We start from the raw sequence: 25,533 nt of genomic DNA, 5'->3' as shown, positions 1-25,533 counted from the left end.
CCGTTAACGTGTTGCCTTTTTTGTATTCGGAATAAGGTACTAATTAGTCTTTTACTACTACTGCTGTTGATTGCTTAGGAACAAATTTTCCAATTACTTCAGCATATAAGTGGTTTGTTCTTAGCACATCTTGCACTAATGATAAACCTTCCTGCGAAACAGCAATCAATAATCCCCCATTGGTTTGCGGATCAGTTAAAAAATTCATTGCCTCTTCTTTATCATAGTTTCCATTCCAACTAATTTTATGTCCGTAACTGTCTTGATTGCGTTTCGTACCTCCCGGAATTGCTTTTTGTAACAAATATTGTTTTGCTTCAGCTAAAACAGGCACTTTGCTATAAAAAACTTCTGCTGAAAGTGATGCGCCTTCGCACATTTCTGTTAAGTGGCCTAATAAACCAAATCCGGTAACATCGGTCATGGCATGTACATTACTTATGCTGCCAAGTTGCTCGCCTACTTTATTTAATTGTGTTAATTGCTTAATCATTAATTGTAAATGGGGTTCCGTTAGTATTCCTCTTTTTTGTGAAGTGGACAGAATACCAATGCCCAAAGGTTTGGTAAATAAAATTACATCGCCTTCATTAGCTGTACTATTTCTTTTTAAATGTTGAATGGGAACTATACCATTAACCGCCAAACCAAAAATAGGTTCGGGGCTGTCAATACTGTGCCCACCGGCTAATGGAATACCGGCTTCTAAGCAAATGGCTTTTGCGCCTTCAATTACTTGCCCTGCAACAGCAGCCGGAATTTTATCAACGGGCCATCCTAAAATAGCAATAGCCAAAATGGGTTTTCCCCCCATAGCATATACATCGCTAATAGCGTTGGCACCTGCAATTTTGCCAAATGTAAATGCATCATCCACAATGGGCATAAAAAAGTCAGTAGTACTAATTAATGCAGTTCCATTTCCCAAGTCATATGCTGCTGCGTCATCTTTCAAATGATTGCCTACTAATAATTGTGCATAGTTTGGTGCTGCAGTATTGTGTTGCAAAATTTCATCTAATACTTTGGGTGCAATTTTGCATCCGCATCCGGCACCATGCGAATAGGCCGTTAATTTTATAGGTGTTGAATCAATCATGTTCTGTACTATTTAAATATTCTTGTAGTAATTGGGCATTGTTCTGTGCATTTGTATTCAGTGCCGGAATGGTTTTCACCAGTTCCAAAACATTGTTGCGATTGTGTAAGCCTTTCCAATAAAGTTTATCATAATAAATAAGCAATTCAGAAAAGCAATTGCTTACATCCTCTTCCAATAAAAAATTAATGGCATTTTTAGTTGCCAAGCCACCCAATCTTTTTTTAATGCGCATAATAGCGCTAATTAATTTTTCCTTAGGGGCCTTACCATAGCCTTCCATAATGTGTTTCAATCTTTCTTCAAATGGGATATCGAAAAAATAAACAGGCGATTGCCGCATTTGTTCAAATAGTTTTATTGGAATATTAACGGTGCCAATACGTTGGCTTTCATCTTCTAACCAAATGGGCGATGCATTATTCACTAAAGTTGTATGCTGATATAATTGCAAAGCCAAGCTATTTTCAAACATTTCTTGTGAGGGTTGAGCAGGCATATCAATTCCACCAAAAGCAGAACCTTTATGATGGGCTAATGCTTCTAAATCAATAACGTTATGGCCTTGCTGTTGTAAAACTTTTAAAATTTCTGTTTTGCCACTGCCTGTATATCCACCAATAATATTTAAGCGATAGTTTTTTTCAAATTGCTGCAATGCCCAGTTTCTAAAAGCTTTGTAACCACCTTGTAGGGTGTAAACTTTAAATCCGTATAAATTTAATAACCAGGCCACGCCGGCACTTCGCATACCGCCTCTCCAACAATGCACTATTATTTCGTTGGGTAATTTGTTTTTAGTTATCACCTTTTCAACGGTTTCAATCATCGGTACCATTTTTTCTGCAAAAAATGGTAAAGCCGTTTTAATTGCCGGTTGTTTGCCTACTTGCTTATACTGTGTTCCTACAATGGCTCGCTCCTCATTTGTAAATAATGGTAATGAAATGGCATTGGGTATATGGGCATGTTCAAATTCACCCGGGCTACGAACATCAAAAACCGGCAATTGTTGCCTTAATTGTAAAAAAGTTTCAATATTTATTACTTCAATAGCCATTTATACAAATGTACATGCAACTGCAATGGCAGCAGTAGTATTCAGTAAAAAATTGTAATTAAATCAACACGGCAAAATATATTTCACCAATTCATCATTCAAAATTAATAACACATTTGGCTAAATTCGTACGCTATTAAAACAGGCGGGTAATTCAAGTTTTAAAAACTACCTGCTGATGGTTTTCTATCTATTTTCTCACTGCTAATTAAAAAGTAACCATGTTAACCTTAATTATTTTGGTAATTGTAATTGTGGTTTTGCTTGTTCAATTTTTATTGTTCAGCAAAATTGGCGGTCAAAAAAATAATGAAGCATTGAATGAGATAAAACTTTTGCTAAATCAATGGCTTATTACCGTAAAGGATATTGAAAAAAATTTGAAAGAGGAATTTGTCATTAATCGTAAAGAAAATGCTGAAGCATCGGCTGCATTACGCACTGAAACTAATTTACAGTTGAACAATTTTGCACAAACCATTACATTACAATTAACCCAACTTTCTAATGCTAACGAAGAAAAACTAAATGCCATTCGGGTTACGCTTGAAAATTCTTTCAATAATTTTCAGCAACGTATTGATGCAAATGGCCAAGCAGGTATTACTGCATTGCAGCAAAATTTAGCTTTATTTCAAACCAACTTAAATGAGGCTTTAAAGGAATATAAAAACCGAATGTTGGAACAGTTTGCCTTATTTGAAAACAATATTCAAAACCAGCATGCGGGCAATACTGAAAAAATGCGTGAACTGAAACAAGCCCTTGAAACTTCGGTAAAAAATTTACAAGAAGGAAACGAAAAGAAATTGGAAGAAATGCGTAAAACCGTGGATGAAAAATTAAATGATACCCTAGAAAAACGATTAGGTGAATCGTTTAAATTGGTAAGTGATCGGCTCGAAGCAGTGCATAAGGGCTTGGGTGAAATGCAAACATTAGCCACAAGTGTAGGCGACTTAAAAAAAGTAATGACCAATGTGAAGCAACGAGGTGTATTAGGTGAGTATCAATTACAAAATATTATTGAAGATTTATTAACCACAGAACAATATGAACGAAATGTAAAAACCAAATCCGGCAGTGGTGCGCTGGTTGAATTTGCAATTAAAATGCCACATGGCCGCAATTTTGAAAAAATTGTTTGGTTACCCATCGATTCAAAATTTCCGAAAGAAGATTATGAGGCTTTAACCGATGCTTATGAAAAGGGTGATGCAGAAAAAATTGAAGAAAGCCGAAAATCGTTTATTAATGCTATTAAGCGCAGTGCAAAAGAAATCAAAGAAAAGTATATTGATCCACCAAATACTACCGAATATGGAATTATGTTTTTGCCATTTGAAAGTTTATTTGGTGAAGTATTACGTGTACCCGGCTTATTTGAGTTATTGCAAAAAGAATATAAAATAACCATTACAGGGCCTACAACACTTAGCGCCTTGCTGAACAGTTTACAAATGGGTTTTAGAACATTGGCTATTGAAAAAAGAAGCAGTGAGGTTTGGGATTTATTAGGTGCAGTTAAAACTGATTTTAAACAATTTGGTGATGTGTTAGCTAAAACCAAAAAGAAATTAATTGAAGCAACTGATGTAATTGACAAATCGGAAGTAAGAACCAGGGCTATTGAAAGAAAGTTGCGCAACGTAGAGGCATTGCCGGCAAATCAGGCAAATGCTATTTTAGATACACCCGCTTTAAACGATACTGACAAGAATGATAGTGTTGAAGACAATGCGGAATAATAATTAGTATTCATTCATAAAAAAACCCGTACGAATTGGTACGGGTTTAACTTCATCATTAGGCATAGGATTTATCGATTCATGCTGGCTAAAAACTCTTCATTGTTTTTAGTACCACGCATTCTTTTTAGTAATTCTGTCATTGCTTCTTCGGTATTCATGTCATTTAAGAATAGACGAAGAATATTCATACGTTGTAAAGTTTCCTTATCTAATAATAAATCATCGCGGCGGGTTGATGAGCCTACTAAATCAATAGCCGGATAAATACGACGGTTGGCCAGTTTGCGATCTAATACCAATTCCATGTTACCGGTTCCTTTAAATTCTTCAAAAATTACTTCATCCATTTTACTGCCGGTATCAATAAGAGCAGTAGCCAAAATGGTTAATGAACCTCCGTGTTCAATTTTACGGGCAGCGCCAAAAAACTGTTTGGGTTTTTGCATGGCATTTGCTTCAACACCACCACTTAATACTTTACCGCTTGAGGGGGCAACCGTATTGTGTGCACGGGCTAAACGGGTAATACTATCTAACAATATAACAACATCGTGCCCACATTCAACCAAACGTTTGGCTTTTTGTAAAGCAATGGTTGAAACTTTTACATGCTTTTCAGCAGGTTCATCAAAGGTAGAAGCAATTACTTCTGCTTTTACGCTGCGTTCCATATCAGTTACCTCTTCAGGGCGCTCATCAATTAAAACCACCATTAAATAACATTCCGGGTGGTTAGCAGCTATAGCATTTGCTACGGCTTTCAACAACATGGTTTTACCAACTTTGGGTTGAGCAACAATTAATCCCCGTTGCCCTTTACCAATGGGCGTAAATAAATCCATGATGCGGGTACTATAATCGTTGGGGTTGGTAAACAGGTTTAGCTTTTCGTATGGGAAAAGTGGTGTTAAGTAATCAAATGGTACACGGTCGCGTACTTCATCGGGGCGTTTACCATTTATGGCATCTACTTTTAATAAAGCAAAATATTTCTCCCCTTCTTTAGGCGGACGAACAGAGCCGGTAACCGTATCACCGGTTTTTAAACCAAACAATTTTATTTGTGAAGGCGAAACGTACACATCATCGGGTGAGCTTAAATAGTTATAATCGCTGCTTCTTAAAAATCCATATCCATCGGGCATCATTTCTAAAACACCTTCGCCATTAATAACACCATCAAATTCTATATTAAAAACCGGTTGGCGTTGTGGTTTAGGTTGTGGCGCAATAGGTTCAACGGGTAAAATAGCAGCTTCTTCCTGCGGTTCTTTTATTAATGCGTCGGTTTCATTTTCTAAATCAGTAATTTCCGGTGTAATATTTTCTGATTTAGAGGTGTGGTGATGCTCTCTTCCTGATTTTTTTTCTTTTTCGCGAGCAGCTTTTTCTTTTTCTTCGGTAGCTTTTAGCATTTGTTGAGCCAATAAAGCCGTTTTTTCATCTAAGCTGGTAGGAATTAATTCCAGTTGTTCTGCCGGCGGTTCCTCTTCTGTTTTTTTAGTTTTGCGATGACGCAAGTTAGGACGTTCTGCTTCTTTTTTATGATGAGTTGTTGTTTCAGCTTCTAACTCGGGTTCATCTTGCATAACAATCGCTTCTTCCGTACTGTTGCCGGTAGTTGCTTTCACAGTTGCAGCTTTTTTGCCACGTGCCGAAGTTTTTTTATTTCCTTTTTTTTCTTGCTTTTCACTGGCTTCAACAGCCTGACTATCCAGGATTTTATAAATCAATTCCTGCTTGTCTAATTTTTTTGCGTTGCTAATTTTCAGGTTTTCGGCAATGTCCAGTAATTCTGGAACTAGCATGTCGTTCAGTTGTAAGATGTCGTACATAGAATGTGTTAAATAGAAAAATGTTTCTTTAGCGTTCTCAATCTCTTTTTAAATAATGTAATGAAACTTGAAAATGATTGGTAAAGGTGGAAAAGAGATAAACTGATATGTCTGCGGGATTGAAATTCGTGTCAAACCAGTTTGTTTCCGCTGCAATGATACTGTAAAAACTTCAAAATCACGAAAAATTTCTTTAAAAACCACTCAAATTTACTGCATTTTCAGTAAAACCAATGTCTTTTTAAGCCAATGTCAACTACAAACGGGTAACCATGCACATTATTACTGTATTTTTGCTACCCCTTATTTCATTATCAATTAAAACTTTAAAAGCGGCCAAATGTTCAACCAGCGCACAAAAATTAAAGCTTTGTTACAAACAACACCCATTGATGCCAAGGTTACGGTAATGGGTTGGGTACGTACTTTTAGGAATAATCAATTTATTGCATTAAATGATGGCAGTACCAATCTTAACTTACAAATTGTTGTGCCTTTAGGTATGTTAGGGGAAGATATTTTAAAACGCATAACTACCGGTGCTTCCTTGAAAATTGCCGGAACCATTGCAAAAAGTGTGGGAAAAGGACAAACAATTGAATTATTGGCTGAAAATGTAGAAATATTGGGTGATTGTGATGCAGAAAAATATCCTTTGCAACCCAAAAAACATAGTCTGGAATTTTTACGTGAAATAGCACACCTCCGTTTTAGAACCAATACATTTGGTACTGTTTTTAGAATTCGTCATGCTTTGGCTTTTGCCATACACCAGTTTTTTAATGAACGTGGTTTTATTTATTTACATACACCCATTATTACGGCCAGCGATGCAGAAGGTGCCGGTGAAATGTTTAGGGTTACAACATTACCATTTGATGGTACTCCAAGAAACGAAGATGGTTCTGTAAACTTTAAAGAAGATTTTTTTGGAAAATCGACCAATTTAACGGTAAGTGGTCAACTGGAAGGTGAATTGGGTGCTATGGCTTTTAGCGAAATTTATACATTCGGACCTACTTTCCGCGCCGAAAATTCAAATACAACCCGCCATTTAGCCGAGTTTTGGATGATTGAACCAGAAATGGCTTTTTGTGATTTAGAAGACAACATGAATTTAGCCGAAGAGTTCATTCAATACATTATACAATATGTAATGAAAAACAATGCCGATGATTTGGCATTTTTAGACCAACGTTTGGCGGAAGAAGAAAAACAGAAGCCGGCCAATGAGCGCAGTGAAATGGGTTTGATTGAAAAGTTGAATTTTGTAGTAAACAACCGTTTTGAGCGAATAACTTATACGGAAGCTATACAAATTTTGTTGGATAGCCCTGCATACAAAAAGAAAAAATTTAAATATGAAGTAAGCTGGGGTATTGATATGCAAAGCGAGCACGAACGTTATTTGGTAGAAAAGCATTTTAAAAAGCCGGTAATTGTAACCAATTATCCTGCTGATATTAAGGCATTCTACATGCGCCTAAATGATGGTTGTGAACCCGGTAAACAAACCGTTGCTGCTATGGATATTTTAGCACCGGGAATCGGTGAAATTGTTGGTGGATCACAAAGGGAAGAACGGTTAGAAAAATTGCTGCAACGTATGGAAAACATGCACATACCGGTGGAAGAAATGAATTGGTATTTAGATACCCGTCGTTTTGGAACTGTGCCACATGCCGGATTCGGATTGGGTTTTGAAAGAATGGTGCAATTTGTTACCGGTATGACTAACATTCGTGATGTAATCCCTTTTGCACGCACACCTAAAAACTGTAATTTCTAATTTTCATTATAATGGGCAGAAGTTATATAGTGAAAAAGTAGAATTTAAAATATTTTTTGGCTAAACTTGCCGGAAAATAACTGTACTTCCCTATATTTGCTGCCCCGAAGGGGAAAGGATGGTGCGGTAGCTCAGTCGGTAGAGCAAAGGACTGAAAATCCTTGTGTCGGCGGTTCGATCCCGCCCCACACCACCACTAAAAACGGATGTTATTTTATAACATCCGTTTTTTTATGCAATAAAAACTATTTCATTCCTGCTTTTTGAGTGTCTGTTTTCCATCAAAAATACAACCGTGTATTGCATTGATTTGTGCTGAAGATAGAATGAGTGACAAAAATGGCATTCCGGTATAAACTTAGTTGAGTTGCTGTAAAAAATCTTTCGCCCAATAATCAATATCGTAGTAGCTTACCTGTTCATACAATCGTTGCAAGCGCATTTTTGCATCTTCTTCATTCATTGATAAGGCTTGCACTAAACCTTCTTTTAAAGAAAGCCCATCGTACGGATTGGTATGAATGGCATAAGGCAGTTCAACAGCAGCTCCAGCAAATTCGCTTAAAACAAGCACTCCCCTTGCATTTGGCATTTCGCCCTGAACTGCAATGTATTCTTTGGCCACCAAATTCAATCCATCACGCAAAGGCGTTATCCAAGCAATATCTGCTGCTGCATAATAAGATATAATCTCTTCAAAAGGAAACGAACGGAAAAACAAACGAATAGGTACCCAATGCATATTTGCATAACGCCCATTTATTCTGCCAACAGCTTGCTCTAAATCGTGCTGCGTTTTTTCATAAATTTTCATTCCTTGCGCCGGTGGCGTGCAAATATTTACCAGCTCAACTTTGCCATGATATTCCGGATAATCATTTAAAAATTGTTCATACGCCATTACCTTTTCCAATGGGCCTTTTACATAATCCAATCTTTCAACACTTATTATCATTTTTTTATTTGCAAATAATTGTTTTATGTCAGCAATTTGTTTTTGAGTTTCTGCTTGCTGCATGAGTGTTTTAATGTATTGCACATTAATGCCCACGGGGTTGGCACCTAATTTTACTTTGTTTTGACCTGTATCAATTAACGTAGTCATTTGTTGCACGCCCAATGCAGTGCTATAAGTTAAATAGCGTGGCGCACAATTTACTTTTTCTAATTCCTTTACCGGGAATAAGCTTTTGGCAACATCCACAAAATTTTCAACATAGCGGGGAATGTGAAAGCCAATGTAATTACACTGCAATAAACTACCAATAATTTCGCCACGCCATGGTAAAATATTGAACGAGTTGGCAGAAGGGAAGGCTGTATGGTGGAAAAAAGCAATAGTAACATCAGGCCTTAATTCACGTAAAAAGCCCGGTACCAACCACAGATTATAATCGTGAATCCAAACAATAGCATTATAATCGGCCTGCTCAGCAGCTTTTTGAGCAAACAATTTGTTGATGTTTACATAATGGTCCCAATGATGATGATTGAATTTCGCTCTATCAATAAATGCAAAAATGGTAGGCCAAAATGCTTCTTTGGAAAATAGTTTGTAAAAAATTTCAATTTCTTTTTTCGTTAGCCCAATTCTGGCGGCCATCAAGTTGGGATATTTTTCTTTATCAATATAAATATTGCGTAAAGGCGCATTATTTTTATTCACTTCTTCCCAAGCAATCCACACACCGGATCGGCCATTTGCAAAAAAGCCTTGTAGAGTTGGTAATATACCATTAGGACTTTTAGGCGGTATATGTTGTTTTTCACCATTTACTTCAATGGTTTCATAGGGGAAGCGATGATACAGCATTAACAGTTGGGGTACATTACTGCTTTCCTTATGAATAGAAATTTCATCTAAAGCTTCCATTTCTGCTGCTAAATTTTCAAAATGTTCAATAGCTTCAATAATACCCCCTGCACCGGCATTTTTGGCTGTATAAATATTAGGTTTATTGGCTACTTCTTTTTTCAATGCGGTTTCTGCATTACCCACAACAACACCTTTAAAACCACATTCATACATGGCTAAATCGTTTAAAGTGTCACCTGCCACTAAAACCTTTTCTGTATCTTCATTTAAGTAGTTAATTAATTTGGTAAGTGTGCTTCCTTTATTAATGCCTTTGGGCAATACATCTAAATATTTACCTGCAGAGTGTAATACATCGCATCCTAATTGTTCGGCCAATGTTGAAAGTTGTGCTATTAAATTTTCATCATCTAAATAAAATGAACAACGCCTTTGTTGTGGAACTTCCTGGTGTTGTAAGTTGGTTACATGTTTAAAATGTTCCAGTATTTTTAATTCACCGGGCCATATCTGTTCAATCGGGTTTTGAATGGGATCAATAGGCTCTAACGTATATCCGTTTACGATGGTAGCACCCACATCACAAATAATGAAATCGGGGTTAGGAATAATGGGGTCGTTCAATAATGGTATAACCGTTTCCAAACCTCTTCCCGTTACAAAAACAAGTTTTACGGTTTTGTTCTTTCGGATAAGGCGATACAATTTTTGTTTATCAATACTTTTTCCGCCTAAGAAAGTCCCATCTAAATCAGTTGCTAAAATCATGATTAATTAATTTTATTGAAGTTGTTGTTCTAATAATTTCATTTCATAGTATGGGTTAGCATGGGCGTGTAAAATTCTATATACACTATTAATAACAGGTACGTTTAAACGAGGTGATTGTAAAATGCTGTGTAATTCTTTCGATGCATAATATCCCTCTGTTACCATTTCCATCATTTGTAACGCTTTACGCACCTGAATACCTCTTCCTACTAATTTTCCCAGTGTTCTGTTGCGGCTAAAGTCAGAATAGGCTGTGGCTAATAAATCACCGAAGTAAACCGAGTCAAAAAAATCGCGTTGCTGTGGTGCTACTTTGTTTACTATTTGCTGCACCTCACGCATGGCATTGCTGGTAAGTACAGCTTTAAAATTATCGCCATATTGTAAACTATCGGCAATGCCATTGGCAATCGCAATGATGTTTTTTAAAATTGCTACATATTCTACACCTACCGCATCATTGTTCAAAATAGTTTTGATATATGGGGATGTAATATTTTTTTGTAATTGTATAAGTTTACTTTCATCCTGGCCAGATAAAGTAACGTATGTGTATTTGTGTAAAGCAATTTCTTCTGCATGACAAGGACCACTTAATACAATATAATCATTGCTTAAGTGTAAAGTATCAGTAATGTATTGGCCGGGTATTTTTCCCGTGCCCGGAACAAAACCTTTTATTGACACAATTATTTGTGCCTGTTGCATCCACTCGTTTTTTAACTGTTGAACAGTGGTTTGAACATAAGCAGCGGGAACAGCAAAAATAACCCAATTAGCCTGCAACAAGGCATCAGCCGGCTGTGTGGTGGGTTGAATGAAAGTGAGGTCTAATTCGGCCTGACTAAGGTAACGCGGATTTCTTTTATTGGTAACAATATAATCGGCTTGCTTTTTATTTCGAACCAGCCATGATACCTTGTTTCCGCTTTCTGAAAAAATTTTTACAAGTGCTGTTGCCCAACTGCCGCTTCCAATTACGGCAATTTTTTCTGGCATTGCTTAATAAATTAATAAAATACTCTATAAGATTTTGTAAAGTTAGCGCCTTTACCTTGAAGCGAAAATTAGAATTAAATTAGAATTAAAATTTGAAGCGATAGAATGCCCATGCATCGGGCCTTTTGTACTTAACATTTTAAACAAATAATTGAATTAGTAGCACACCCACTAAACCAAGTACAGAAACTATTGTTTCCATAACCGACCATGATTTAAAGGTGTTTTTGATACTAACATTAAAGTATTCTTTGAACATCCAAAAGCCGGGATCGTTTACATGCGAAAAAAACAAACTTCCTGCACCAATGGAAAGCACCATTAAATTACTATTTACACCATTGGCATTAATGTAAGGCAGTAAAATACCTGCAGTGGTTAATCCTGCAACGGTTGATGAACCAACACATACCCTTATTAATGCAGCAATGAGCCATCCTAATATTAATGGATGTATTGAAGTGCCCTCTAATGCATGTGCAATTTGGTCGCTGACACCACTTTGTGTTAAAATTTCTTTTAATGCACCTGCTCCGCCAATAATTAATAAAATCATTACCACATCTTTCACGGCATCGCCATATCGGTTCATAATTATTGTCATACTTTCTCTATCTGAACCTGTAAGCAAAAAAGTTGCAGTGATTAACGCAATTAATAAAGCTACTGAAGGGTTACCTACAAATGCAGCAAACTGATATAACCATTGTGAGTTGGTTGTAAATGTTTGAATAAGTGTAGATAGGCCAATTAATATAACCGGAATTAAAGGAACGAAGAAACTAACAAATACTCCGGGTAATTTTTCTGTTGGAATTAGTTCAATTTGAAATGCTTTTAACGGTGTTGAATTAATTTTTTTTAATGTATTTGAAAATAAGGGACCTGCAATAATAACGGTAGGAATGGCAATGATTAAACCGTATAACAAAGTTATACCCATGTTGGCATGAAATAAAGCCACAAGTGCAGAAGGTGATGGATGCGGTGGTAAGAAACCATGTGTTACAGATAATGCTGCTAGCAATGGTAAACCTGTTGCAACTGCCGGAAGCTGATAGCGAAATGTTACAGAAAATATTAGCGGCACCATTAACACAAAGCCCACTCCGTAAAACAATGGAATGCCTACTACAAAACCCGTTAATGTTAAGGCCCATGCAATATATTTTTTACCAAAGGCCTGAACTAATGTTTGTGCAATTTGCTGTGCAGCACCACTTGCTGCCACTTGCTTACCCAACATAGCGCCTAATGCAATAATGATAACCAATGAACCCAACATGTCGCCCATGCCTTTTTCAATGGAGCTGATAATGGTTTGTGACGGTAATTGTAAGGCTACTCCAGCTAACAAACAAACAATGAGAAACGCCAAAAACGCATTTACTTTAGCCCAGCTAATGAGAAGTATTAAGACCAATATGGCAATGGCAACAATAATTAGCGACATATATGTTTGTTATTTCATGAGGAAAACCAAGGTAAAAATTTTTCTTCTTGAATTTTTAGTAGTTGTGGTGGCTTTTCGTTCAACGTTTCACCATTCATTACTTTTTCATATTTCAATAGGTAAGCATCTGTCATCTTTTCTGCATTAAATACATCACGAGCATATTCATAACATCTTTTGCGACTGTATGCATTGCTATTAACAATAGCGTTGGCCAATTCACCGGCATGTGTACTTAAAAAACCAACATCCGACTGAACAATTTCAGGTAAAGAGCCGTATGGTGTACCAAAAACCGGACAACCAAAATATAAACTTTCTGTTATGGCAATACCAAAAGGTTCATGCCAACGAACGGGAAATACCAGGCCTTTGGAAGTGTTGAGTAAGCTTAATTTTTTTTCACCGCCAACCATGCCATAAAAATGAATGCGTTTGCTGGGTGTGAAACGGAAGCCCATTCTAAAATTTAAACGTTTACCGCCCAATACCATTAATTCTTCGTTGGGTGTACGTAATATTGATTGAATGGCGCCTTTTACATTTTTGATGCGCCATGATGCATCACCTAGAAAATGAAAGCGGCTTCTTTCATTGTTTAAATCCGGTTGGCCATAATCATCCCAATCCATGCCGTTGTATACATAGGATGAAGAACCAAAACGTGCTGCATGGTTTTGTGATACAAAAACAGTGTTTATGTCAAGTAATGTGTTATCATCAACATTGCCATGCATGGTGAAAATGTATGGCTTATCAATTTTTTCTCTTGGTAACATGTTAAAATGAACTACATCTGCTGAAGATGGAATTTGTTCATTAAACTGTTTCTTCGAATCATATATAATTACATTCCCAAAAGAACAAGAAGAATCTTTAGGAACAAGAAAACTAACTTTATGTCCCCTTTGTTTCAATACTTTACCAAGATACCAAATAACCCTTTCAATGCCACCATATTTTAGCACCGGAATTTTTGAGTTATGAACAATAACTACATGCATATAAAGGGATTGTATAAAAAATTAAAAGTAAAGATAAAATGCAGTAATGCATGCAATGAACAAAAATAAATGGGCAGAATATAGCAAGATGGCTAGACGATTATTGATAAAATTCTAAGGTTTATTTTGCAATGGTATTAATACAGTAATTTGAAAAGTGTAAAAACTCCGGTGAGTAATATTAAAAAAAGCACTATTTTTTTAAATAATGATTCAGATATGTACTGCAAAATTTTTTTCCCGATAAAGGTACCGGCAATGCTCACCAATAATAATATGGGAATTAAATATAAATCGTGCGCATGTACAAAGCCGTTATGCCAATAAACAAAACTTCTCGATGCATCAATAGCTAAATCAACAACAGCAGATGTGGCAATGAATACTTCTGTTTTTAATTGAAAGGCACTAAATACAAGCGCTCTGATGGCACCACCGGTTCCTACTAATCCGGCAATAAAACCTGATAACGTACCTCCTGTTATGGCATTTAGTTTGGATGGCTGAATAAAAATATTGTTGAAGTATAAAAATACCAGACTAATGACTATTAAAAATATTGATAATACAATTTCTAATGTTTTGGTAGCAATAAATTGCGTTAGCCATGCACCAGCCAACACAAATAGTACTGCCGGAATACCCAAATAAATAATTAACATAACGTTGACCCCTTTTCTAAAGAAAGCAATTTTAGATAGGTTGCTGGATACATGAAATAAAGCAGTTATCCCTAGCACAGAATGAAAATCCAAAAAATAGGAAGCAATAGGTACAAAAAATAGTGAAGAACCAAAACCACCTACTGTTCCGGCAATTTCAGCCAATAAGGCGAGTAAAATAAATAGGTATAAATTTTCCAACTAAGTATTTTATGAAATTGTGTTTTGTTGAAAGCATGAATATTTATGGAAGATATAGCTACTTAGCCAACTTAAGCAATTCTTCAAAACTGTAATCTTGTATAATAATATCGGCATGATGGTTTACTAATTCATCTTTTGAACAAAAAGCTACACCTACCCCTGCTTCTTTAATCATACACATATCATTTAGGCTATCGCCAATAGCAATGGTATTTTCTCTTTTAATTTGATGTTTTTCTAAAATACCCAACATGGCATTGGTTTTGCAAATGGTGTGTCGGCATAAACTGTCTTTGCGGCTAAACCAAAATGAAGGGATTTTTACTTCACCGGTGCAGATGCTTTTTGAAAATTCAAGTTCATTCCCTAAGGAAAAGTGCATGCCTAATTTGTTTTTTATATGATTGGTAATACAATCAAAACTGTTGGAAACAATGCCAATTAAATAGCCTCTTTTCTTTAATTCTTGAATAACACGCTGCGCATCATCAACAATTGGGATGGCATCAACAATTTTCAACAAATCGGCTAATGATTTTCCTTTTAATAATGTGGCCATTTTTTTGGTAACAATTAGTGGGTCTGTTTCTGTTGCGCGTATATTCATTAATTCTTTGGTCATGTTATTCACTGCAGCATAGGTATCAATAAATCGGCCACGCAGCAAGGTATTGTCCATGTCAAACACAACTAATTTGTTGGTTTCCGGAATATGTTCGGTTAAGGCAAATTCCATTTGCGAACGTATTTCGTTCATTACTGATAATTCTTCTAAATTATAATGCGCATTTTTTGATGTAGCTGCTTTTAAAATAATGGTTTGTGCTACTTCTTTACTCATTTTCCCTAAAGCATGCCAAGGTTTACTTTTATTTTCAATGTAGCCAATTTCCACTTCTTTCATGCGCACATGCATTAAATACATATCTATCAATATGCCAATGTCAACACCATAGTCGTCTCTAAAATCAATTTGTTGGAATAGAGATTTCTTTCCGGCAATCATACCGCTTAATGGTTGGCTAAAGCGCATTAATTCCGGAAAAAAAATACTTAATAATGGTTTAGCAACTAATTCGGTTACTCTTCCGGCATTGCGATTAAAGGATGATTTAGTAAAATCAACTTCATTTTGCAAAATAGGCTGTGTAAGTAAAGGAATGGTGAAATGCGGGTATGGGTCAATATCGCCATCTAAAAATAAAATCACATCATTGGTTGCACATAAAACACCATCTTTCATGGAAGCGCCTTTCCCCAATTTGGTACTGGTAATTACTTTAGCCCCGGCTTTTTGGGCCAATATAACAGTGTTGTCAGTCGATTTATCATCAACTACAATTACTTCCGAAACTAATTTGTCTGATTGGGCAAAATTTACAACCGCAGTTATATTTTCGGCTTCATTCAGTGTAGGTATAATTACAGTTACCATAACAAAGCTTTTAAGGGTGAATAAAAAAATATAAGTCGGGCTTTGTGGGAATGGTGTGGTAAGTTATGGATTAAAAACCAATTAATTGGATTAAAGCAACAAAATTGAAAAGAAAAACCCCTTTGATTTCAACTTATCAAAGGGGCATATAGTTGATGTTAAAAAATTTTACAAGTATTTATCGCCTTTGTTACGTTTAATTTCAGCAACGTATTCTTTAATGGCTTGCTCTTTATCTTTTTTGCAAATTAATAGCACATCGTCGGTGTCAACAATAATGCAATCATCAATGCCTTGTACAACAACAAGTTTATCTTGTTCGGCACTAATCATGCATTTAGTGGCATCAATTACAATAATATTGTCGCTAGCTACAGCATTGCCTAAATAATCTTTGTCTAAATTTTCATAGGCACTGTTCCATGTACCCAAATCACTCCAACCAAATGCTGCCGGTAATACATACACGTTATCCGCTTTTTCCATAATGGCAAAATCTATTGAAATGTTGGTGCAAAGCGGATAAATGCGGTTGAGTGCATTATTCTCTTCCGGTGTATTAAATTGTTGTTTTTCTGCATCAAACAATTCATACATTTCGGGTTGGTATTTTTCAAAAGCTTCTAAAATACTGCTCACTTTCCAAACAAAAATTCCGGCATTCCATAAAAAATCGCCACTGCTTAAAAAGGTTTTAGCCAATTCAAGATTGGGCTTTTCTGTAAATGTTTTTACTTTATAAATACCCGGTTTAAACTCCTGTACTTCATGTTGAATATAACCATAGCCGGTATTGGGATAGGTGGGTTTGATGCCCAAGGTTAATAATGCTTTATGGTCCGATACAAATTTTAGTGCCTTTAACGCTATTTGTTGAAAAGTATCACTATCCAAAATCATATGGTCGCTGGGTGCAACAATTAATGCGGCATTAGGATTTTCTTTTTGCAGCTTAAAAGCCATATAAGCAATACAAGGTGCTGTATTTTTCCTGCTGGGTTCTGCTAATATATTGGCTTCATTTAATTGTGGCAATTGCGCCTTTACAATCGAGGTGTATTCATTAGAGGTTACAACAAAAATATTTTCTGTCGGAATAAAATTGGCAAAGCGTTCATATGTCCATTGAATTAATGTTTTGCCGGTATTTAAAATATCTAAAAATTGTTTAGGGTAAGCGGTTCTGCTTTTAGGCCAAAAGCGGCTGCCAATTCCGCCGGCCATAATAGCTACATAGTAATTTTTATTCACAATCAAAAAGTTTGTGTGGTTAAATAATGCCTTCACGAATTAAGTCGTGCAAATGTATAATGCCCAGGTATTGGTTGTTTTCTGCCACTACCAGTTGGCTAATATCGTATTTTTTTAATACTTCCAAAGCTTCTACGGCTAATGCTTGTGGTGTAATGGTTTTGGGGTTGGGGGTAAAAATATCCGCTGCCGTAATGTTGGTTAATACATCAGTCTTGTTTAGCATTCTGCGTAAATCGCCATCCGTTATAATACCGCATAAATCGTTATTTTTTTCAACCACAGCGGTTACGCCAAGTCTATTCTGCGTAATTTCCACAATTACTTCTTTTAATGAAGCGTTGGGCATTACTTTAGGCATAGCGTTATGCACATACAAGTCGGCAACTTTTAAGTAAAGCCGTTTGCCCAAATTACCACCGGGGTGGTATTTCGCAAAATCTTTTCCATCAAATCCATTTAAAGTCATTAAGGCAATGGCCAATGCATCGCCCATTACCATTTGGGCAGTTGTACTGGTTGTTGGTGCTAAATTATTGGGGCAGGCTTCTTTTTCAACAGTACAAGCAATTACATATTGTGCGGTTTGCGCTAAAAAACTTTGGGTATTGCCCACTAAAGCAATGATGGGGTTACCTAATTGTTGAATAAAAGGTACCAATACTTTAATTTCAGGACTTTCGCCGCTTTTACTAATCACCATTACCAAATCATCTTGTTGTACCATGCCTAAGTCGCCATGAATGGCATCGGCAGCATGCATAAACAGGGCGGGTGTACCTGTTGAATTAAGAGTAGCAACAATTTTTTGACCTACAATAGCACTTTTCCCAATACCGGTAACTACCAGCCTTCCTTTGGCATTATAAATAGCCTGAACGGCAGCTGCAAACTGTTCATTAACAAAGCCGGTTAATTGCTGAATAGCGGCAGCTTCAATGGCTATGGTTTCTTTTGCTTTTTCAGTAATTTGATGGTTCATGCAGCGCAAAGGTAAACTTTAACAACAAACTCTTGCGTTTCCCCTTCTGCTTTATTAACTTCGCCCACCTTTTTACAAAACAATTTTTTTCCCAATAAAATTTAACCTGCTAATTCAGAAAAAAGTTGTAATTTAATAAATGCAGAAATTTAAAAACATAGAATAAATTATTTCCATACATGGCAACGACAAAGAAAAAAACTGAGGCTGGTGCAACTGCCAAAAAAACTGTAAAATCCAAATCTCCTGCTTCAACCACAACTAAAGAAAGCAATCATACTGTTTCATTATCCCAATTACAAGAGGCTTTACAAGAGCATTTTGGGTTTTCGGAATTTAAAGGAACCCAACTTAAAGCCATACAAAGTTTGTTAAGTGGTAAAGATACTTTTGTAATTATGCCCACCGGTGGCGGAAAAAGCTTATGCTATCAATTACCTGCTTTAATGCAACCGGGATGTGCCATTGTGGTATCGCCACTAATTGCATTAATGAAAAATCAAGTGGATTTGATAAGAGGTTACAGTGAAAAAGATCATGTAGCGCATTTCCTCAACTCATCATTAAATAAAGGGCAAATAAAAGCGGTTAAAGAAGATTTGTTAGCCGGTAAAACAAAATTATTATATGTAGCACCCGAAACGCTTACAAAGCAAGAGCATATTGATTTCTTTTCCGACTTGCAGATTTCGTTTTTTGCCGTAGATGAAGCGCATTGTATTTCGGAATGGGGACATGATTTTAGGCCGGAATACAGGCGGTTACGCGAAATGATGGATGCTATTAATGCTACTGTACCTGTTATTGCATTAACTGCAACTGCAACCCCCAAAGTACAAAGTGATATTGTAAAAAATTTGGGCTTGCGTGAACCGAATATTTTTCTGTCATCATTTAACAGGGCCAACCTCTATTATGAGGTGGTACCTAAAATCAGTAAAGAGCAAACCATTAAAAGCATTGTAAAATTTATTACCAGTCACAAAGGAAAAAGCGGAATAATTTACACTCTAAACCGGAAAACAACTGAAGAGTTGGCTGAATTATTGGTGGCTAATAATATAAAAGCAGTGGCTTACCATGCAGGTTTAGACCAAAAGTTGAGAGCGGAACGGCAAGACAAATTTTTAAACGAAGAGGTACAGGTAATTGTAGCTACCATAGCTTTTGGAATGGGTATTGATAAGCCCGATATTCGATTTGTTATACATTATAACATACCCAAATCCATTGAAAATTACTACCAGGAAACCGGCCGTGCCGGACGCGATGGCATGGAAGGGCTTTGTTTGTTGTATTATTCGCACAAAGATGTTTCTAAATTAGAGCATTTAATGCGCGATAAGCCCTTAAGCGAACGCGAGGTGGGTGCACAATTAATTGATGAAACCGTGGCTTATGCCGAAAGTAGCGTTTGCCGCCGTAAATTATTGTTGCATTATTTTGGCGAACATTGGCCGGAAGAAAACTGTAATAACTGCGATAATTGTAAACATCCTAAAGAAAAAATTGAAGCTAAGGACAACCTGGTGAAACTATTAAAAGTTATTAAAGCATTAGATGAACAATTTGCTGCAGATTATATTGTAAATATTTTAACCGGAAAGCTGACCCCACAAGTTACCATGTTCCGCCACGAAAATTTAGCGGAGTTTGGTATTGGTAAAGAAGAAGACAGTCATTATTGGAACAGCTTAATTCGGCAAGCATTATTAGAAAATGTTATTCGTAAAGATATTGAAGAATATGGATTATTGAAGTTTACCGACAAAGGATTACAGTTTTTGAAAAAACCGGTATCATTCAAAATTGTGTTAAATCGTTTGTTTGAAGAAGGTGCAGATGATGACGATGATAATGATTCAGCAGGTCAGTCCGGCGCAGCTACCGATAGCGTTTTATTTGAAATGCTAAAGGATTTAAGGCAGAAAGAAGCCAAGAAGAAAGGATTACCACCTTTCGTAATTTTCTTGGAAAACTCATTATTAGATATGGCTACTCTTTACCCTACTACCTTAACAGAATTAGAGAAATGTCAGGGTGTTAGTAAAGGAAAAGCGTTAAAATTCGGAAAACCATTTGTTGAGCTAATTGCAAAGTATGTTGAGGATAATGATATTATTAAGCCCGACGATTTTGTGGTGAAGAGTGTGGCCAATAAAAATAGTAACAAAATTTATATTATTCAAAACGTTGATAAAAAAATTCCGCTTGAAACCATAGCAAAAAATAAAAATTTACAATTGCATGAATTGTTGGAAGAAATGGAAACCATTGCTGCCAGCGGTACTAAATTAAATTTAGATTATGCCATTGATGAATGGTTAGATGAAGATGAACAAGAAGAAATATTAGATTATTTTAAAAGTTGTGAAACGGCTTCCTTACAAATTGCACAACAAGAATTAAGTGAGTTTGATTTTACTTGGGAACAACTAAAAATTATGCGCATTAAATTTTTGAATGTTTATGGAATGTAATGTTTCATAACGCATTCAACAATTAACAGGAAAGCAGCTTTTCAGAAGCTGCTTTTTTTATGATAATAGTCGAATTAAAAAAATAAAAATATTTCTATTATCTTCAAAAAGGAATGTTAAAAGTCACACTTTCGGGTGAAAGTTTTTGCTTTCAACTGTAATAACTTCAATTTTTTTAGAGAAGTCGTTAAACTTAACAATCTTTTTTCTATCCATAAGCAACAGTTTTTTTGAAATCGGTGTCTACTAAAAAGAAAAAACAAAACTCGTTATACATTTTTTTCAATTGGGGGTATGTATCAAAAAATGGCCTTGTTGTTTAGCAGGGCCTATTTTTTTTCCAGAAAAATTTTAGTTCTTTCTGCAACATTTTCGCGAATATTCACATAAAAAAAGTTAAAGTCGGCAATATGATAATTTTTGGTGCGTAAGAAAATACTGCCAAAAAAATGGGGCTTATCCATCCAAAGCACATTTTTTTCAATTACTGCATTAACAACATGTGGTATTACAGCATTAAAATTTCTTAGTACAGCACCTTTATTGGCTAATCTGTTTGTATCAGGCTCGCTTGCTTTCCAGGTAAGAGGGTTTGTTACAATAGCATGGAACTTTTCTTTTTGTACATAGGAAGGTAAATATCCTTCTTTAAAACTTCGCCAACTGCAAATACAACCTGTTTGTTGTGGTGAATTGCATGCACTGATGTTTTGAAAGCTGTGCTGCGGAACGGGCATGCCCAATACATAAGCTACTACCAATTGTTGTTGTAATGGTTTACCGTCAAAAAACTCTTTTATTAATCGAATGGCATGAGTTGAGCCCTGACTATGTGAAGCAATAATAATCGGGCGTCCATGATTATAATGTTGCAAATAAAATTCAAATGCCTTTTTTATATCATTGTAAGCCTCATTAAATGCAGCCAAAGCATGTAAACTATCTGCTTGTGTTTTTGGGAAATAGGCACTTAAATGTGCCTGTCTGTATCGGGGTGCATAAATTCTTCCAATTGCATTAAAAATGCTGGCTTGGTATAAAATAGTGCTGTAATCAGTTTTGGCGTTTAGCAAAGCATCATTAACAGGTGCATTCCAACCAAATGCTTTGGATGCGTCTGTGTAGGTAGTTGGATGAATAAAAAAAACATCGGCCAAAGTATCAGCAAAATAATTATTCCTTAAAGGCTTGGGTACACTATCTGAAGGGTTGTGTTTTAATGGAATGGCAGCCCAATTATCTAAATGACTATAGTCTGGACTTTCAGTAGCATTTGTGTTATTATTTACGCTATAGTTTTTGGCTAATCGATAGTAACTATGATTACAGGATATTACAAATATTGCGAATATTATAATGCTATACCGCATAAGTTTGTTTTGTTTAAAAGTAAACAAATGTGTTAATAAAACAGCTTGTTGTGTCGTCTTTAAAACCCTTAATTGCTAAAAATATGTACAATTCAACTAACTATCATGCCTTTATGTAACTATGCAAACATAAATTTGCTTAATTTATGGCCTTAATTTTTACACCCTTATTATAACACATGTTACTTTTACGGCATTTGGCTTTTTTAAGGGCCGTATTTTTTTATAGCATTACGGCATTTGGCGGCCCGCAAGGTCACTATGCCATGATGTTAAAAACCTTTGTGCAAAAACGAAAAGATATAACAGAACATGAGTTATTAGACTTGCTGAGTTTTTGCAATATGCTGCCCGGCGCGTCTTCTACTCAAACTATTACTTTAATCGGTTATAAGCGGGGTGGAATTCCATTGGCTATTTTAACCTTGTTGGTATGGATTGCACCTGCCAGTATTTTAATGGGTTCACTGTCATTTTTATTGAATTATTTAGACGGAATAGGTATTAATATAGCCTTGTTTAAATTTATACGACCAATGGCAATTGGTTTTGTGGCGTTTTCTGCTGTTCGAATGTTTCATGTGGCCATACACAATACCATAACCCGTGTTATAATGGTGGTTGCAGCAATTGCAACATTTTTGGCTTTTAAAACTCCATGGATATTTCCCACATTAATTGTATTAGGAGGTATTGTTACTAATTTCAGCGATAAACGAATTCCGCAACAAGGCGAACCGCCTAAACAAACCAAATGGGGAAATTTATTAATATTTTTACTCATTTTTGCTATTGCCGGTTATTTATCTGAAACTGCTACTCGTCAAAATTGGAAATACCGAAAAGCATTTAACTTGTTTGAAAACACGTATAGGAATGGCAGCTTGGTATTTGGGGGTGGCGATGTATTAATACCCATGATGTATGAGCAATATGTTACACGCCCCGAAACTAAAAGGGTTTTACAAAAAAGACCTGATGTATTGAAAATGAATCGAGATGAGTTTTTAACCGGCTCAGGAATTGTGCGTGCTATTCCGGGTCCTGTTTTTTCAATCGGTGCTTTTGTGGGTGGAATGGTATTAAAAAGTGAAAATGATCCTACGCTACAAGTGGTAGGTTGTGTTTTAGGTGCTATTGGTTTGTTTATTCCAAGTGCATTGTTGGTATTATTCTTTTTCCCCGTATGGCATAATTTAAAAAAATACGCAGTTATTTATCGTTCGTTAGAGGGAATCAATGCCTCGGTAGTTGGTATTATTGCAGGTGCCACTTTTTATTTGATTAAAGATATTTTATTTGTTGAATTATGGAATTTACAAATAAATGGTTTTTTAGATATTTCGGTTGTCATTGCTACTTTCATCGTTTTGTACTACACTAAAATTCCGCCGCCTGTTATTGTATTAGTTTGCTTAGTGTTGGGTTGGTTATTGTAATAAAAAAAATGCATATTGATTTTCATCAAATAATCAGAATTTCCTTACAAATATGCTGCGTTAAATTGCAGTAGTAGTGTTTATTTTATAACTTGTGCCAATTGATGCAGTATTTATTCAATTCAATTAGATAAAACTGCTTCTAATCCCCATCAAAACCTTGATACATGAAAAAAACGATTGCTATTTTATTTTTGGGCATTGCAATGCTTCAAGCAAAAGCCCAACAAACACAACATTCTGCAAGTATTAATATTATTCCAATACCTGTGTCGGTACAGCAGGGCATGGGTAGTTTTTTGTTGCAGCCTACTGCTAAAATTGGTTACACCAACAATAAACAAGTTCAGGCTATTGCCCAACAAATGCAGCAAAAAATTGCACGTTCAACCGGTTATTCTTTGGCTGAAAGTAAAAATATAAAAGATGCTACCATTCAATTACAGTTGCTCAATAATTGGGATACCTTGTTGGGAAAAGAGGGGTATCGTTTAAACGTTACGCCTACTAATGTTTTGATACAAGCGAATGCGCCTGCCGGAATTTATTATGGCGTACAATCGTTTTGGCAACTGCTACCCGCCGCTATTGAAAGTAAAAGTATAGTGAATCATATAAAATGGCAAGTGCCCGAAGTTAATATTACAGATTATCCTCGGTTTGAATGGAGAGGATTGATGTTTGATGTAGCTCGCCACTTCTTTACCAAACAACAGGTAATGGATTATATTGATGAAATGGCTAAATACAAATTCAATATTCTGCATTTACATTTAACAGATGATGAGGGTTGGCGTATTGAAATTAAAGGATTACCCCGTTTAACAGAGGTAGGAGCCTGGAATGTAAAAAAGGTGGGTTATTTTGGAACATTTAAGGCACCGCGACCCGATGAGCCACGTAATTATGGTGGCTATTATACACAAGATGATATTAAAGAAATGGTTGCTTATGCACAACAACATTACGTAAATATACTTCCTGAAATAGATGTGCCGGGGCATAGTTTAGCCGCCATTGTTTCCTACCCTGATTTATCCTGTACCGTTGGAGCAGATAAATACCAAGTAAGGTCAGGTGAAGAAATTATGGATTGGTCACATGGTGCACCACCCATTGCTTTAATTGATAATACATTGTGTCCGGCTAATCCCAAAGTATATACCTTCTTAGATACTGTTTTTTCGCAAGTAGCGAAGTTGTTCCCTTTCCCTTACATACATGTAGGCGGTGATGAGTGTCCGAAAAACTTTTGGGAAAAAAGTCCTGAAATAAAACAGTTGATGAAAAAAGAGGGATTGAAAACAATGGAAGAGGTTCAAAGTTATTTTGAAAAACGCATAGAGAAAATTGTAGAGTCTAAAGGGAAGAAATTTATGGGTTGGGATGAAATTTTAGAAGGTGGTTTGGCACCCAATGCAGTTGTAATGAGCTGGCGTGGTATGAAAGGTGGCATTGAAGCGGCTAAAATGAAACACCAGGTTGTAATGAGCCCAACTACTTTTGCATATTTAGATTATATGCAAGGTGATTCAATTATTGAACCAAGAGTTTATGCTACATTACGTTTGCAGAAAGCCTATGAATTTGAACCTGTACCTGATAGTGTTGATAGTAAATACATTTTAGGTGGTCAAGCCAACTTATGGACTGAACAGGTGTATAATACCAGGCATTTGCAATATATGACTTGGCCCAGAGCATTTGCTGTTTCTGAAACTGTATGGTCGCCAAAAGGTAATAAAAATTGGAATGATTTTGTTAGTAGGGTTGAACACCAATTTAAACGCTTAGATATTGAGCAAGTAAAATATGCACCCAGCATGTATGACCCAATTTTTAATGCTTCTAAAAATGAGGATGGCACTTTAAAAATTGAAATGAGTACGGAAGTGCCTGACTTGCAAATACACTACAGTTTCGATAACTCATTCCCCGATCAATATTATCCCGTTTATACTACACCATTAACACCGCCGGAAGATGCTGTTATGTTAAAAGTAATTACTTATAGAGGTGACAAACCCATGGGCAGAATGATAGCAATGCCCATTAGCGAACTAAAGAAAAGAGCAGGAATCAAATAGCTTATCACCAACCATCCAAACCAACAAAGGCGCCATTCATTTGGCG

At 36.1% G+C, this 25,533-nt stretch carries 17 protein-coding genes and 1 tRNA gene; 6 read left to right on the top strand and 12 right to left on the bottom strand.

Features of this window, described 5'->3' with window-relative positions; all coding sequences use genetic code 11:
* Positions 1 to 43: 43 nt before the first annotated feature.
* Together selD and mnmH are read right to left on the bottom strand one after the other, a co-directional pair.
* Complete coding sequence (selD, locus tag LX80_RS07960) at positions 44 to 1,099, bottom strand: selenide, water dikinase SelD (protein WP_111295012.1); 1,056 nt, start codon at positions 1,097 to 1,099, stop codon at positions 44 to 46.
* A complete protein-coding gene (gene mnmH, locus LX80_RS07955) occupies positions 1,092 to 2,159 on the bottom strand; it encodes a tRNA 2-selenouridine(34) synthase MnmH (protein WP_111295010.1) in 1,068 nt (355 codons plus the stop codon). Before mnmH ends, selD begins: the two co-directional genes overlap by 8 nt.
* A gap of 221 nt (positions 2,160 to 2,380) precedes the next feature.
* Between mnmH and rmuC the strand changes: the two genes are divergently transcribed.
* Positions 2,381 to 3,907, top strand: coding sequence for a DNA recombination protein RmuC (gene rmuC / locus LX80_RS07950; protein WP_245898018.1), 1,527 nt, complete (start codon positions 2,381 to 2,383; stop codon positions 3,905 to 3,907).
* A 71-nt stretch (positions 3,908 to 3,978) separates the two neighbouring features.
* On the opposite strand, the gene rho is transcribed toward rmuC, so the two are convergent.
* Positions 3,979 to 5,718: a transcription termination factor Rho gene (gene rho, locus LX80_RS07945; protein WP_245898017.1), complete on the bottom strand. Its 1,740-nt coding sequence runs from the start codon at positions 5,716 to 5,718 to the stop codon at positions 3,979 to 3,981.
* A gap of 367 nt (positions 5,719 to 6,085) precedes the next feature.
* On the opposite strand from rho, the gene asnS reads away from it, so the two are divergent.
* Complete coding sequence (gene asnS / locus LX80_RS07940) at positions 6,086 to 7,534, top strand: asparagine--tRNA ligase (protein WP_111295006.1); 1,449 nt, start codon at positions 6,086 to 6,088, stop codon at positions 7,532 to 7,534.
* 120 nt (positions 7,535 to 7,654) lie between these two features.
* Positions 7,655 to 7,730, top strand: a tRNA-Phe gene (locus LX80_RS07935).
* Between the two features lie 162 nt (positions 7,731 to 7,892).
* On the opposite strand, the gene ggpS is transcribed toward LX80_RS07935, so the two are convergent.
* The 8 genes from ggpS to LX80_RS07895 form a co-directional block, all read right to left on the bottom strand.
* Positions 7,893 to 10,118, bottom strand: a complete 2,226-nt coding sequence (ggpS, locus tag LX80_RS07930) for a glucosylglycerol-phosphate synthase (protein WP_111295004.1) — start codon at positions 10,116 to 10,118, stop codon at positions 7,893 to 7,895.
* 12 nt (positions 10,119 to 10,130) lie between these two features.
* Complete coding sequence (locus LX80_RS07925) at positions 10,131 to 11,120, bottom strand: NAD(P)H-dependent glycerol-3-phosphate dehydrogenase (RefSeq protein WP_111295002.1); 990 nt, start codon at positions 11,118 to 11,120, stop codon at positions 10,131 to 10,133.
* A gap of 139 nt (positions 11,121 to 11,259) precedes the next feature.
* Positions 11,260 to 12,573 (bottom strand): gluconate:H+ symporter, encoded by a 1,314-nt coding sequence (locus LX80_RS07920; protein ID WP_111295000.1) that lies wholly within the window; start codon positions 12,571 to 12,573, stop codon positions 11,260 to 11,262.
* Positions 12,574 to 12,587: 14 nt separating this feature from the next.
* On the bottom strand, positions 12,588 to 13,577 hold the full coding sequence (locus LX80_RS07915; RefSeq protein ID WP_111294998.1) for a glycosyltransferase: 990 nt from the start codon (positions 13,575 to 13,577) through the stop codon (positions 12,588 to 12,590).
* Between the two features lie 137 nt (positions 13,578 to 13,714).
* Positions 13,715 to 14,440: a sulfite exporter TauE/SafE family protein gene (locus tag LX80_RS07910; RefSeq protein WP_111294996.1), complete on the bottom strand. Its 726-nt coding sequence runs from the start codon at positions 14,438 to 14,440 to the stop codon at positions 13,715 to 13,717.
* 58 nt (positions 14,441 to 14,498) lie between these two features.
* Positions 14,499 to 15,878, bottom strand: coding sequence for an HAD-IB family phosphatase (locus tag LX80_RS07905; RefSeq protein ID WP_111294994.1), 1,380 nt, complete (start codon positions 15,876 to 15,878; stop codon positions 14,499 to 14,501).
* A 168-nt stretch (positions 15,879 to 16,046) separates the two neighbouring features.
* Positions 16,047 to 17,129, bottom strand: coding sequence for a mannose-1-phosphate guanylyltransferase (locus tag LX80_RS07900; protein WP_245898016.1), 1,083 nt, complete (start codon positions 17,127 to 17,129; stop codon positions 16,047 to 16,049).
* 19 nt (positions 17,130 to 17,148) lie between these two features.
* Positions 17,149 to 18,111 (bottom strand): KpsF/GutQ family sugar-phosphate isomerase, encoded by a 963-nt coding sequence (locus LX80_RS07895; protein ID WP_111294992.1) that lies wholly within the window; start codon positions 18,109 to 18,111, stop codon positions 17,149 to 17,151.
* Between the two features lie 179 nt (positions 18,112 to 18,290).
* Here LX80_RS07895 and recQ point away from each other — a divergent pair, with 179 nt between their 5' ends.
* The gene (gene recQ, locus LX80_RS07890; RefSeq protein ID WP_111294990.1) at positions 18,291 to 20,591 is read left to right on the top strand and encodes a DNA helicase RecQ; all 2,301 of its coding nucleotides are present in this window, start codon (positions 18,291 to 18,293) and stop codon (positions 20,589 to 20,591) included.
* A gap of 329 nt (positions 20,592 to 20,920) precedes the next feature.
* Here recQ and LX80_RS07885 read toward each other — a convergent pair whose 3' ends face one another.
* Positions 20,921 to 21,961: a DUF3089 domain-containing protein gene (locus tag LX80_RS07885; RefSeq protein WP_111294988.1), complete on the bottom strand. Its 1,041-nt coding sequence runs from the start codon at positions 21,959 to 21,961 to the stop codon at positions 20,921 to 20,923.
* A 179-nt stretch (positions 21,962 to 22,140) separates the two neighbouring features.
* Here LX80_RS07885 and chrA point away from each other — a divergent pair, with 179 nt between their 5' ends.
* Together chrA and LX80_RS07875 are read left to right on the top strand one after the other, a co-directional pair.
* Positions 22,141 to 23,400 carry a chromate efflux transporter gene (chrA, locus tag LX80_RS07880; protein WP_111294986.1) on the top strand — a complete coding sequence of 420 codons (1,260 nt, stop codon included), beginning with the start codon at positions 22,141 to 22,143 and terminating at the stop codon, positions 23,398 to 23,400.
* A gap of 167 nt (positions 23,401 to 23,567) precedes the next feature.
* A complete protein-coding gene (locus LX80_RS07875; protein ID WP_111294984.1) occupies positions 23,568 to 25,487 on the top strand; it encodes a beta-N-acetylhexosaminidase in 1,920 nt (639 codons plus the stop codon).
* The last annotated feature ends 46 nt before the right edge of the window (positions 25,488 to 25,533 follow it).

Origin of the sequence: Hydrotalea sandarakina, assembly GCF_003254115.1 — a bacterium.
Classification (GTDB): domain Bacteria; phylum Bacteroidota; class Bacteroidia; order Chitinophagales; family Chitinophagaceae; genus Hydrotalea; species Hydrotalea sandarakina.
Note: the sequence above shows the minus strand (reverse complement) of the source record. Positions and strands in the feature narration are given on the sequence as shown.

What these genes read in the sequence shown, in the direction of transcription:
- selD (WP_111295012.1), bottom strand. Translation starts at nt 1,099, where the DNA reads ATGATTGATTCAACACCTATAAAATTAACGGCCTATTCGCATGGTGCC.
- mnmH (WP_111295010.1), bottom strand. Translation starts at nt 2,159, where the DNA reads ATGGCTATTGAAGTAATAAATATTGAAACTTTTTTACAATTAAGGCAA.
- rmuC (WP_245898018.1), top strand. Translation starts at nt 2,381, where the DNA reads ATGTTAACCTTAATTATTTTGGTAATTGTAATTGTGGTTTTGCTTGTT.
- rho (WP_245898017.1), bottom strand. Translation starts at nt 5,718, where the DNA reads ATGCTAGTTCCAGAATTACTGGACATTGCCGAAAACCTGAAAATTAGC.
- asnS (WP_111295006.1), top strand. Translation starts at nt 6,086, where the DNA reads ATGTTCAACCAGCGCACAAAAATTAAAGCTTTGTTACAAACAACACCC.
- ggpS (WP_111295004.1), bottom strand. Translation starts at nt 10,118, where the DNA reads ATGATTTTAGCAACTGATTTAGATGGGACTTTCTTAGGCGGAAAAAGT.
- LX80_RS07925 (WP_111295002.1), bottom strand. Translation starts at nt 11,120, where the DNA reads ATGCCAGAAAAAATTGCCGTAATTGGAAGCGGCAGTTGGGCAACAGCA.
- LX80_RS07920 (WP_111295000.1), bottom strand. Translation starts at nt 12,573, where the DNA reads ATGTCGCTAATTATTGTTGCCATTGCCATATTGGTCTTAATACTTCTC.
- LX80_RS07915 (WP_111294998.1), bottom strand. Translation starts at nt 13,577, where the DNA reads ATGCATGTAGTTATTGTTCATAACTCAAAAATTCCGGTGCTAAAATAT.
- LX80_RS07905 (WP_111294994.1), bottom strand. Translation starts at nt 15,878, where the DNA reads ATGGTAACTGTAATTATACCTACACTGAATGAAGCCGAAAATATAACT.
- LX80_RS07895 (WP_111294992.1), bottom strand. Translation starts at nt 18,111, where the DNA reads ATGAACCATCAAATTACTGAAAAAGCAAAAGAAACCATAGCCATTGAA.
- recQ (WP_111294990.1), top strand. Translation starts at nt 18,291, where the DNA reads ATGGCAACGACAAAGAAAAAAACTGAGGCTGGTGCAACTGCCAAAAAA.
- LX80_RS07885 (WP_111294988.1), bottom strand. Translation starts at nt 21,961, where the DNA reads ATGCGGTATAGCATTATAATATTCGCAATATTTGTAATATCCTGTAAT.
- chrA (WP_111294986.1), top strand. Translation starts at nt 22,141, where the DNA reads ATGTTACTTTTACGGCATTTGGCTTTTTTAAGGGCCGTATTTTTTTAT.
- LX80_RS07875 (WP_111294984.1), top strand. Translation starts at nt 23,568, where the DNA reads ATGAAAAAAACGATTGCTATTTTATTTTTGGGCATTGCAATGCTTCAA.